General features: G+C 61.9%; 5 protein-coding genes. All 5 read left to right on the forward strand.

All coding sequences use genetic code 11. The annotated features are described in order from the left end of the window. Nucleotides 1-8 precede the first annotated feature (8 nt). From AKU94_RS09265 to AKU94_RS09285, 5 genes are read left to right on the forward strand one after another with little or no spacing between them, the layout of a single operon-like run. Nucleotides 9-1,073, forward strand: coding sequence for an LLM class flavin-dependent oxidoreductase (locus tag AKU94_RS09265; RefSeq protein ID WP_050527130.1), 1,065 nt, complete (start codon nt 9-11; stop codon nt 1,071-1,073). A gap of 5 nt (nt 1,074-1,078) precedes the next feature. Continuing rightward, nucleotides 1,079-4,879 carry a non-ribosomal peptide synthetase gene (locus tag AKU94_RS09270; RefSeq protein WP_050526994.1) on the forward strand — a complete coding sequence of 1,267 codons (3,801 nt, stop codon included), beginning with the start codon at nt 1,079-1,081 and terminating at the stop codon, nt 4,877-4,879. After that, nucleotides 4,876-10,116: a non-ribosomal peptide synthetase gene (locus AKU94_RS09275; protein ID WP_050526995.1), complete on the forward strand. Its 5,241-nt coding sequence runs from the start codon at nt 4,876-4,878 to the stop codon at nt 10,114-10,116. The genes AKU94_RS09270 and AKU94_RS09275 overlap by 4 nt, the downstream gene beginning before the upstream one ends. Further along, complete coding sequence (locus AKU94_RS09280) at nt 10,113-11,429, forward strand: MATE family efflux transporter (RefSeq protein WP_050526996.1); 1,317 nt, start codon at nt 10,113-10,115, stop codon at nt 11,427-11,429. The genes AKU94_RS09275 and AKU94_RS09280 overlap by 4 nt, the downstream gene beginning before the upstream one ends. Next, nucleotides 11,426-12,094, forward strand: a complete 669-nt coding sequence (locus AKU94_RS09285) for a 4'-phosphopantetheinyl transferase family protein (protein ID WP_050526997.1) — start codon at nt 11,426-11,428, stop codon at nt 12,092-12,094. The genes AKU94_RS09280 and AKU94_RS09285 overlap by 4 nt, the downstream gene beginning before the upstream one ends. Nucleotides 12,095-12,097 lie beyond the last annotated feature (3 nt).

Here is a 12,097-nt window from a genome sequence, read left to right on the forward strand (position 1 = left end):
AAGCAGCCATGCAGTTCAGCCTGTTCTATTTCGATGGAGACGGGGCGACCCGCAACCCGGATGCCTATCGTCTGTTGATGGATAGCGCGGTTTTTGCCGATACCAACGGCTTGTCCGCGCTGTGGGTGCCGGAACGTCACTTCCATGCCTTTGGCGGGCTTTATCCCAATCCGGCGGTGATCCATGCCGCCTTGGCCGTGGCTACGAAAAACGTCAAGCTGCGGTCGGGCAGCGTGGTGATGCCGCTTCACCACCCCGTGCGCGTGGCCGAGGATTGGGCCATTGTCGACAACCTCTCGGGCGGGCGCGCAGGGATTGCCATGGCCTCTGGCTGGACGATGGAGGAATTTGTGCTGTCGCGTGAACCGCATGGGTTCCGCCGCACCCAGATGTGGCAGGGATATGAGCAGGTGACACGCCTGCTGGCCGGTGACAGCGTTGAGTTTGAGGATGCCGACGGTAATCTGGTTGCGGCCAAAACCCTGCCGCGCCCCTTGCAGCCGCGCATTCCCTTTTGGGTCGCCTGTCAGTCGACCGAAACCTTTATCGAGGCGGGGCGCCGTGGCATCAATGTGCTGTGCTCTTTGCTGGGCGAAACACTAGAGGATGTCGCCGTCAAGATCCGCGCCTACCGTGAGGCCTTGGACCAGAACGGCCATGACCCGGATGCGGGCAAGGTCACCATGATGGTCCACACCTTTCTGGCCGATGATGTCGAGACGGCCAAGGCCAATGTGATCGAGCCGTTCACCGAATATCTGCGCACGCATTATCATCTGCTCGAAAGCCTTGCCAAAAGCATGAACCTGAACGTCCAACTGTCGGATTTCAGCGAGGATGATCTTGAAACCTTGCTGAAATTCGGGGTCGAGGGGTTCATGAACGGCCGCTCGTTGATCGGCAGCCCCGAAAGCGTGCAGCCCTTTGTGCAGGCGCTGGCCGATGCGGGGGTCGATGAGACCGCCTGTCTGATCGATTTCGTGCAGGATTATGATCTGGTCATGGGTGGGCTGCCCAAGATCGCGCAGCTTGCCCAAGCCACCGCTGCGGGTCATCCGCGCAAGACTGCCTGACGCAGATGCAGGACCAGATCGAAGCCATCCGGGCCCGTGTCGCGGGTCTGTCGCCAGATGAACGTGCCGGATTCCGCGCCAAGGTGGAGGCGCGCGGAATCGATTGGTCGCTTATTGCCGTCGATGATGCGCCACCCCCCCGGCCAGACCGTCTGCCGCTCTCGCCCGCGCAGATGCAATTCTGGTTGATGCAGCAGGTACAGCCGGACACAACGGCCCTGACCATTGCCTTTGCGTGGGATGTTGACGGGCCGCTTGATCTGGGGGCTTTGCACCATGCGCTGACCCATCTTGTCGCGCGTCATGAGCCGTTGCGCACTGCGGTAGAGGTCAGGGATGGAACCCCGACCCAGCATATTCAGGCATCGGTGCCATTCGACCTTGCTGTTGTTACTGATCCCGATGCGGCGGCCGAGGCCGATTTTGTCGCCCGGCCATTTGACCTTGGTGTTGCGCCCTTGTTTCGGGTGCAGGTGCTTCAATATTCCAAGGTTCGCTTTTCGGTCCTCTTCGCCTTTCATCACATCATTTGCGATGGCTGGTCGCGCGGCGTGTTCCTGCGAGAGCTGGCGACCTGTTATCAGGCCTTCATCGCGGGGCAAGACCCGCAGCTGCCGCCGATCTCGCGTCAGTTTGCGGATGTCGTGCTGGATCAGGCGAGGTGGCTTGCCTCACCCGAGGCCGCAACGCAGGCGGGTTTCTGGCGCGCGGAACTGGCGGATATCGCACCTCAGGACCTGTCACCATGGAAACGCACGGCCGATAGCACGGCTGAAACTGTCACCCTTCCTTTGGGGGCGGATCTTTCGGCCAAGATCGCCGCTTTGGCGTCACAGTTCGGCGTGTCGCAATTTGTGCTGATGCTAGCGGTATTTCAACTGTTGCTCTACCGGCTGACCGGCACCGAGGATATCGCCGTTGGCACCCCCACCGCGGGCCGCGCCTCCGAGGAGAAATCAGGGCTGATCGGGCTGTTCGTCAATACCTTGGTGCTGCGAAACCGGCTGGGGCCAGAGATGACGTTCCGTGCTTTTCTGGACCGGGTGCGCAAGGGGTTCGCCCGTGCGTTCGAGCATCAGGACCTGCCGTTTGCCAGCGTTGTTGATGCGGTCGGTGCGGCCCGTCACGCGGGGCAGACGCCCTTGTTCCAGACCCTGTTCCAAGTGCAAACCGGCGGCTATGCCCATCAGAACGCCGCGCAGCTTGATCTTGGCGATCCGCGTCTGACCCTGCATCAACGCGTCTTGCCCCTGCCACAGGCAAAGTTCGACCTCAGCTGGCATGTGATGGATCAACCCGGCGGTTACGCCGTCATCATCGAATACCGTCCGGCCCTGTTTTCCAAAGCTCAGATTTGCGGCATGAAGGCCCAGTTCGAAACCCTGTTGCATGCCGTGGCGGATGCGCCGGATATGTGTCTCTCGGGGTTCGGTTTTGTCCCGCCGGATCAGGCCCGTGATGCCGTTTTACGCGGTCCTGACAGGGATATCCCCGATCTTTTGGATCTGATCGGCCTGCAAAAGGGTGCCGAGGCGCTGATCTGTGCGACAAGCGGGCAGTGTTTGGCCTATGCCGAACTTTGGGACCGTGCGGGGCGGATGGCCAAGGGGCTGTTGGCGCGGTCCGAGCTGAACGGACCGGATGCCCGCATTGCGATCTCTTTGCGGCGGGGGCCGGAACTGGTGGTGGCGATGCTGGCCGCGCTGCGTGCGGGGGTGGCCTATGTGCCGCTTGACCCCGACCATCCGGCCACGCGCAGAGAGGCCATCCTGCAAGATGCGGATGTGGGGCTTGTCCTCTCGGATCACCCGTTGGATACCATCTGCCCGGTGGTCGACCCGGCCAGCCTGACGGGGCAGGGCAATTTGCCACTGCCGGACCCCGACCGCACCGCCTATCTGATCTATACCAGCGGCAGCACCGGCCGGCCCAAAGGCGTGCCGGTCACCCGCCGCGCTTTGTCTAATCTGATCGCCTCGACGGCTGATATTCTGGGGGCGGAGCGTGATATGCGTATGCTCGCCCTGACGACCGTCGCCTTTGACATTTCCGCGCTTGAGATTTTTCTGCCGTTGGCGGTTGGCGGCACATTGGTTATCGCAAACAATACCGACACAGTGATGCCTGCACAGCTGGCCGGTTTGATCCCCCGCCACGCCATCACCCATACGCAGGCCACACCGGCGACATGGCGGTTGTTACTGGATCACGGTTGGTCCGGCGCGCCCGATCTGACCGCGCTGAGCGGGGGGGAGGTCTTGCCCGCCGATCTGGCGCGCCGGTTGCAGGCAAACGTCAAGAGCTTGTGGAATATGTATGGCCCGACCGAAACGACGATCTGGTCGGCGGCGTTGAACGTCACCGCTAAGCATCTGGACGGCTCTGTTGTGCCAGTCGGCGGCGCGATTGCCAATACCAGCCTGCGGGTGCTTGATCCCTATGGGGTGGTTCTGCCCGCTGGCGTTGTGGGTGAGCTGGCCATCGGCGGGGCGGGGCTCAGCCCCGGCTATCGCAACCGGCCCGATCTGACGAAGCGCTGCTTTGTGACATCGGGGCAGGAGCGGCTTTACCGCACCGGCGACCGTGTGGTTCTGCAAGAAGATGCGACCTTGCAGTTTCTGGGGCGCGTCGATCATCAGATCAAGCTGAACGGTCACCGGATAGAACCGGGAGAAATCGAGGCCGCATTGACCGCCCGGCCTGCGATTGCCGAGGCGCTGGTCGTGGTTGATGGGGGGCGCCTGATTGCCTATTGCCGCGCCGAACCGCTTGATGCGCAGGCCTTGCGAACACAGTTGGCTGGGTCTTTGCCGGCCTATATGATTCCGGCCCAATATGTTTGCCTTGCGGCATTTCCGCTTAATCCCAATGGCAAGATCGATCGTGCGCAACTGCCAAGGCCGGATGCCGACGCGCAACCCGCAAGGCGCGCGCCAGTAACCGAGACAGAAGTTTTGTTGCAGGGGATCTGGGCCGATGTTTTGAAACAGGACGGGTTTGGCATTGATGACAACTTCTTTGATCTGGGCGGAGATTCCGTGCGCGCCATCCAGATCGCATCCCGCGCCAAAGAGCGGGGCCTGACCCTGACCCCCGCCCAAATGTTTGAGAACCAGACAGTGGCCACACAGGCGGCAACCGCGCAATCAGCAGCAACGCCGTGGCAAATCGCCTTGTCGGGCGGGCCTATGGGCGATGAAATCGCGGGGCTGGGCCCTGTATCGGGTGACGGTATCGGCGGCGGTGGCGCGGCGGTTGAGGAAACGCTGGGCGCGGCGGATCTGGGCAAACTCTATGCAGAGGCCAAGCTGCGCAACATAACGCCAGCACGATTGGTGGCCGCGGCCATGGCCCGCACCCTCTGGCATTGGCGACAGGTCCCGATGTCGTTGGTCCTGATTGATGGATCAGAGGCCAGCCTTCGCGCCATGCCCGCCGTTTTGACGACCCTGCCACCGGGCATCGCCGCCTCGGAACAGGCACTGGTTGAGGCATTGGGGCAGGGCGACCCGCGTGGCGTCGATCCGCGAAAAATCGTTGAAAAGGCGCTTGTCGTATCATGGCAGGTCCGCCCTAAGGAATTGGCACAAGTGCTGGCGCCCGCAGGGTTGCACCTTTGGGCAGAACCCGCAGGCGACGGGATCGCACTGCATTGGAATTATGACGCCAGCCTGTTTTCCGGCACAACCGTTGCCCGGCTCGCGGCCCGCCATGCGGCGGAATTGCGCACGCAGTCAAGCGGCAGCACCGCGGGAAACAGCAAGCTGAACAAACTGCGTGCACGGCTAAAGGACAGCTCGAAATGACTGCAACCGATGATATCCAGGATGTCTATGAAATGTCTGCGGCGCAGGCGGGTATGCTGTTTCAATCGCTCTATGAGGAGGAGTCCGGCATCTATATGCAGCAGTATTGGAGCCGGTTGCAGGGACCATTGGACAGGGACCGCTTTCGCGAGGCATGGCGGGCAACGATCAACCGTCATGACATTCTGCGCGCCCGCTGCCATTGGGAGGATCTGGATGATCCGGCACTGATTATCCAAAGTCAGGTGCAGCCCGATTGGCAGTTCCTTGACTGGCGCGGGAGGCCAGAGGCGACACAGGAATCCGCCCTGCAAGACTGGTTGCGCGCGGATTGCGTGGCCGGTTTCGCGATGGATACGGCCCCGCTGACGCGCTTTTCCCTGATCCGTATGGCCGATGACGCGCATCTGTTCGTCTGGAGCTTCCACCATCTTTTGCTGGACGGCTGGTGCGGGGCGCTGATCGTGCGTGAGGTCCTGGATGCCTATGCGGGTGCCAAGGCAGGCCCCGCCCCGCGCCCCTATTCGGATTATATCGACTGGCTTTCGGGACAAGATCAGGGCGCCGCAAATGCCTATTGGTCCAAGGCGCTGGCGGGGCTGTCCGAGCCGACCCCCTTGGGCATTGAACAGCCGTCAAACGAAGATGGTCTGGTTGAGCATGGCTTTACGCTTGGCCCCGCCTTGAGCGCCCAGATCAGGGCATTGGGGCGGGAAAACCGGCTGACGCTGGCCACGCTGATGCAGGGCGCTTGGGCGCTGGTTCTATCGCGCTACAGCGGGTTGGAGGATGTGACTTTTGGCACGGTCCTTTCGGGTCGGCCAACCGATCTGACCGGTGCAGCAAAAATGATCGGCCTGTTCTTGCAAACAGTGCCGGTCAGGCTGCGCACCGGTGCGCAGAAAACCCTGCCATGGTTGCAATCGATACAAACCGCGCAAAGACAGCGCGAAGAACACGGCCATCTGGGCCTGGCCAAGATACGGGCCTGTTCGGAGATCACCGGCCGTGCCGCGCTGTTCGACAGCCTTCTGATTGTTGAAACCTATCCCGAAACGATCCTGACCGTGGCGGATGACCATAGCAGCCTGTGCCTCAGCGATGCGGGGCTGCATGAGCGCACCGATTTCGCGCTGACCCTCAAAGTACTGCCCGAAGAGGATATCAGGATCACCCTTGGAGCCGATCGCGCACGCATCCCGCCCGATGCGCTGGACCGTCTGGCGGGGCACTTTCGGCAGGTCTTGGCCGCGCTGGCGCAAGGGGCCGCGACACTGGATAATATCGATATATTGACCGCAGAGGAACACCGGCTGATCGCCAAGGCCGGACAGGGGCCAACGCCGCCAAGCAAGCCGTCCGTATTGGCGCAATTGCTGGATCGGGCGGCCCGCTATGGCAACCATAGGGCGGTGGAAACCGTGGCGGGCCCGGCGCTCGACTATGCAGGGTTGATCGCGCGGGCAGGGCAGATTGGCACGGCGTTGCGGGATGCGGGCCTGCGGGCGGGCGATGTCGTGGCGGTCTGTCAGGATCGCACCCCCGACCTCTTGGCCAGCCTGATTGCGGTCTGGCGGGCGGGCGGGGCCTATCTGCCGCTGGACCCGCTGTATCCGAGCGCACGGGTCGCGCATATTCTGTCGGACTCAGGCGCGCGTATGGCGCTGGTGGATGACATCGGCGCCGCGGCCTTGCCCTCGCAGGATGTCACGGTCCTCAACGTTGCTGATTGTCACCGCCACGCCGCATTGCCCGATCAGGCAGGGCCGTCGGATCTGGCCTATATCCTCTATACCAGCGGCAGCACGGGACTGCCCAAGGGGGTGCCGATCACGCATGGGGCATTGTCGAATTTCATCGCTTCGATGCTCTCGGTGCCGGGGTTTTGCGAAGATGACAGGATGTTGGCGCTGACGACCGTTTCCTTCGATATCGCCGCGCTGGAGCTTTTTGCCCCCTTGGTGGCCGGTGGCACAGTGGTCATGGCGGGGGCTGGTGCGGCGCTGGACGGCAAGGCTTTGGCGCGGATGGTTGAGGATCATCGCGTGACGGTCATGCAATCGACCCCTGCGGGCTGGCGTGTCTTGCGCGACAGTGGCTGGCAGGGGCGGCCCGGCTTGCGCATGTTTGCAGGGGGTGAGGCGCTGGATTCGGCGCTGGCACGCGATCTTTTGGGATTGGGGGCCGAGCTTTGGAACCTTTATGGCCCCACGGAAACGACGATCTGGTCGGCGGCATTGCAGGTAACCCCAGCGTTGCTGCATGGCCCCAAGGTGCCGGTGGGCGGCCCGCTGGATCACACCACGCTCAGCCTGCGTGATCAGGCGGGGCGGCAGGTGCCCGTTGGCGTGGCGGGGGAGCTGTGGATCGGCGGCGCGGGCCTTAGCCCCGGCTATATCAACCGGCCAGACCAGACGGCTGATCGTTTTGTGATGCAGGATGGCACGCGGCATTACCGCACCGGCGACAGGGTGCGGATGGCGGCGGATGGTACGTTTGATTTCCTCGGGCGGTTTGACAACCAGATCAAGCTGCGCGGCTACCGGATTGAGCTGGGCGAAATCGAGGCCCGGCTTGAAAGCCACCCGGGCATTGCACAGGCGGTTGTGGCGATAAGGGGCGAAGGGAATGCCGCGCGGCTGGTGGCCTATATTCGCGCCACCGGTCCCGCCCCGAGCCGTGTTTCGCTGCGGGCCTATCTGGGTGAAAGGCTGCCTGCCTATATGGTGCCGGGCCTGTTTATTCCCATGGACAGCTTCCCGCTGACCCCGAACGGCAAGATCGACCGGAACGCCTTGCCCGCAGCACAGATGGCACATCCGCCAAGCCCGCCGCAATCGGCATCACAACGAGAGGAGCTGGTTGCGGGCATCTGGGCGGCGGCCCTTGGCGTTGCGACAATCGACCCCGAGGATGATTTTTTCGCGCTTGGTGGCCATTCGCTGATTGCGCTGCGCGTGATTGGCGATTTACGCAGCCATCTCGGGCTGGAGGTGTCATTGCGCGATCTGTTTGAGGTCGACAGCTTCAGGGCCTTTTGCCAAAGGCTTGACCAATTGACGGTCTCGCGGGTTTTGCCTGCGGTGGAGGTCGGCAATGCGCCCAGCCTTTCTGCGGCCCAGCACCGTCAATGGCTGTTGTCGCGGCTGAATGCCGGAAATGCCGATTACCATTTGCCCTTGGCGGTGCAGCTGTCCGGCGATCTGGATATCGCAGCCCTGACCAAAGCGCTGACAGCTTTGGGCGATCGCCATGATGTACTGCGCTGCCGGTTTCCCGATGAGCGCGGTGCGGCCAAGGTTGAAATTCTGGACGGGTTTGTGCCGGTTCTTGAGCGCGACGACATCTCGGGGCTGGCCGCATCTGAGCGCGCACAAAGGCTGGAGGAGCTGGCAATACAAGACGCGGGAACGCCGTTTGATCTCTATGCCGCCCCCCCGTGGCGCGCGCGGCTGATCAAGGTCGGGCCAACAGAGCATATCTTGCAGGTGACATTGCACCACATCCTTGCGGATGAATGGTCGTTCGAGGTGATCTTGCGGGATCTCAGCGCGGGCTATACCGGCGCGTGCCAAACCAAGCTTTCCGCGCAATATGCGGATTTCGTGGCATGGCAAAAGAAACTGCCGCTGGCGGATCAACGGCGCTATTGGCAAGAGCGGCTGAATGGGGCGCCAGTGCTGGCGACGCTGCCGACCGACGTGCCCTATCCCGCAAAGCGAAGCCGTAAGGCGGGGCGTGTATCACTGCGGGTCTCCCCCGAGGTGGCGGCGGGGCTGGAACAGATGGCACATCAGAACGGGGCGACCCTGTTTATGTGTCTGCTGGCGGCTTACGCGACCTTTCTCTATCGCCATACCGGAGGCCGCGACGTCATCATCGGCACGCCGGTCAGCAACCGGCATATGGCCGATTTCCATGATCTTGTGGGCCTGTTTGTGAACACCCTGCCGATGCGCGCCTGCCTTGATGGGCAGATGGAGTTTCCGGCACTGCTGGATCAGATCCGCGAGGCGGTGCTATCAGCCCATGCCAATCAGGACCTGCCCTTTGAACAGATGCTAGAGGCGATGTCCCCACCGCGCGACGTCTCTCATGCGCCGCTTGTGCAGACCATGTTTTCAATGGCCGATATCCCGCGCAAGGGGCAGATCACCACAGATCTGCATTGGCGCGCGATCCCGGCCCCCCTTGGGCGGGCGCGTTTTGATCTGGCGCTGGAGATGGCGCGCGGTGAAAACGGTCTTGAAGGGCATATCGATTTTGCGACAGATCTGTTTACCCCAGAGACCGCCAACCGTTTGGCACGGCGGTTTGAAACCCTGCTTGAAGCCTTGGCGCAAGCTCCGTCACAGATGCTTTGTGAACTGCCGATCCTGACGGATGCGGATCATGCTCTGGCCTTTGTGCCGGCGCCCAGTGCCTATCAGCCCCTGTCCAAAACCTGCGTTCGGGACGGGATGATCTTTGACCAAGCCGCCCTGCAAGCGCATCTGGAAGCGGTCGGCGGATCGGCAACAGGCCAGCTTGATGATCCCTTGGCCGAATGGGTCGGCCCGCCGGAATATCCCGCCGCCTTTCAGCGCACGCAGGATGGCCTGCGACCGGCCAAGGGCGTGCGTGCGGTCGTTCTGGATGCCTGCGGGCTGCCCGCCCCGCCCGGCCAGATCGGGCGTTTGGCGCTTGCAGGGCCTGGCTTGGCGAGGGGGTATGCCGGTGATCCAATACGCAGTGCCTTGGCCTTCAGGCCCAACCCGCTTGTTGATCCACAAGCATTTCATGTCACCGATAGCGTGCTGTTTGAAACAGGTATCCATGCGAAACAGGCCTATGACGGCAGGTTTCACATCTGTGATGCACCCACCCGGGCGGATACCCTTCCGGGCGCGCAGACCCAAGATCGGGTTGCGGATGGGCCGGAAACACCTGTTGATCCGGCAATTGAGGCGGGCCTGACCGAAATCTGGGCCGATCTTTTGGGCATCGCCCCGCCTGACCGGAACACGGGGTTCTTTGCCTTGGGCGGCGATTCCATTCTGGCCATTCAGGTGGCGGCACGTGCGGCCGAGCAGGGCATGCAGATCGAGGCAATGGATATCTTCCGGCATCAAACCATCGCTGCCCTTGCCGCACAGGTAAAACCCGTGGCCGTGCCTGTGGACCCACCTCGGGTCGGGGAAACCGAGCCGGTAGATCTTGACGCGCTGGCAGATCTCGTGTCGTTCAACCAGGTATGAAAATCACCACAACCGCCACGCTGTTCCAGCTAAGCTATCCGCTGTTCTTACAGTCCTTGGTCATGTTTGCCGTGATGGTCCTCGATATGATGATCTGGAGCGCCCATTCCCCCGATACCGCCGCTGCCCTGAGCGTGGCGGGGCAGGTCCTGCGCGTGGCTGTTGAACTGTCTGCCGTGATGGGGATCGGCGCGGTGATCACCATCTCGCAGCAATTGGGCAGCGGGCAGGAAGATGCCGCACGGCTGACGGCCGATATTGCCTGTACGGCAAATGCCATACTTGGCGCCATTATGGGGGGGCTGTTGGCGGTTACGGGGCCGTGGATATTGGGCCTGATGACGCTCAGCCCCCAGATCGAGGCATTGGCGACAACCTATCTCTATTTTTCCGGCGCGATGATGGCGTTCCTGTTTCTGGGCAATGCGGCGGTGGCGTGCTTGCGGGGGTTCGGGCAAAGCCGGACGGTCATGGCGCTTTCTGTGCTGGGGGCGGTGCTCTATCTGTCGCTTGAATATCTGCTGGTTCTGGGGGCCGGTCCTGTGCCTGCAATGGGGGTGACCGGGGCGGGGGCGGCGAACCTTGTGACACGGGTGGTGGTTTCTGCGGCGCTGGTGATCTTGCTTGCGCGCGTGCTGGGGTTGCAGTTTGGTTTGCGGCAAGTCTGGGCGCATATCGCAAAGGTCCGCCGTTTCGCCGCCCTCGCCCTTCCGAGCGTTTCGGATTTTGTGGCCTATGGGTTTTACCAGATGATCCTGCTGGGTGTGATCGCCACCCAAGGAGAGATCGCTGTGCTGTCGCGGGCCTATGTCATGATTGCGATGTCCTTTCTGACGATGGTGATCATGGCGGTTTGTCAGGGCAGCGAGGTTCTGATCGGATACCGTCTGGGGGCGGGGAATACCGGAGCGGCGCAACGTCAGGGGCTGCGCTCGTCCTGGATTGCGGCGGCGCTTTCGACCGTTTGCGCCATTGTGATTTATCTGGCCGTCAATCCGTTTATCCACCTGTTCACGGATGATCCCCAAGTGCTGGACCTGTCGCGTCGGCTTTTGTGGCTGACGATTTTCCTGCAACCCTGTTTTGCCTTCAATATGATCCTGTTCCACGCCCTGCGCGCGATTGAGGATGTGCGCTGGCCGGTCGTGGCCAGCCAGTCGCTAAGCTGGCTGTTCGGCTTGCCCTTGGCGTGGTATCTTTGTGTGCCGATTGGGTTGGGGGTCGTAGGTGTCTGGTATGCCTTCATCGCCGAGGAACTGTGCAAGGCGGCAGTCATGGTCTATCGTTGGAAAACACATGGGGCGGTTTCATGACTGCGCATTGCCTTTCATCACATCCGCTGATCCCGTCAGAGGGGGTCATTTGGCGGTCATGCCATTTTGATGTCAGCCCCGTGGACCGGCTTGAGGCGGATACCGAATTCGGCAGGATTACCGTTGATCTGCCGCCCGATCTTGCCTGTGCTGTGGACAAGCGGCGTAGCGAGTTTCTGGCAGGGCGGCTTTGTGCGACCCTTGCCCTGCGCGCAGCAGGAAGCAACGGGGCAGTTCATCGCCGTGGTCGCGCGCCGGTTTGGCCGCAAGGGTTTGCCGGTTCAATCAGCCACAGTTCTGCCCGAGCGATGGCGGTGGTCTCGCCCAGTCTGTTTGCCCTCGGGGTCGATTGCGAAACATGGCTGACACCGCAAACCGCAGCCGAGATTTCGGAAATGGTTTTGACGGAGCAGGACCTTGCCCATAAACCGCCGGATGTCGATCCGGCGCGTTTTTGTACGGTGGTCTTTTCGGCCAAAGAATCCCTCTACAAGGCCCTGTCAAACCATCTGGATGATATCCCCGATTTTCATGAGGCATCGATTGTTCAATCCGGCATCAACCGGCTGGTACTTTCGTTCCGCGGGTGGCGCATTCGTGTGGATTACGCCGCAGGGGCCGACGAATGCATCACGCTGGCCCGTATCAGAACACCTTTGCGGTAAAGC

This window comes from Pseudorhodobacter aquimaris, from assembly GCF_001202025.1.
GTDB lineage: Bacteria > Pseudomonadota > Alphaproteobacteria > Rhodobacterales > Rhodobacteraceae > Pseudorhodobacter > Pseudorhodobacter aquimaris.

Excerpts from the sequence above, each read along its gene's own strand:
- AKU94_RS09265 (WP_050527130.1), top strand. The coding sequence starts at position 9 with ATGCAGTTCAGCCTGTTCTATTTCGATGGAGACGGGGCGACCCGCAAC.
- AKU94_RS09275 (WP_050526995.1), top strand. The coding sequence starts at position 4,876 with ATGACTGCAACCGATGATATCCAGGATGTCTATGAAATGTCTGCGGCG.
- AKU94_RS09270 (WP_050526994.1), top strand. The coding sequence starts at position 1,079 with ATGCAGGACCAGATCGAAGCCATCCGGGCCCGTGTCGCGGGTCTGTCG.
- AKU94_RS09285 (WP_050526997.1), top strand. The coding sequence starts at position 11,426 with ATGACTGCGCATTGCCTTTCATCACATCCGCTGATCCCGTCAGAGGGG.
- AKU94_RS09280 (WP_050526996.1), top strand. The coding sequence starts at position 10,113 with ATGAAAATCACCACAACCGCCACGCTGTTCCAGCTAAGCTATCCGCTG.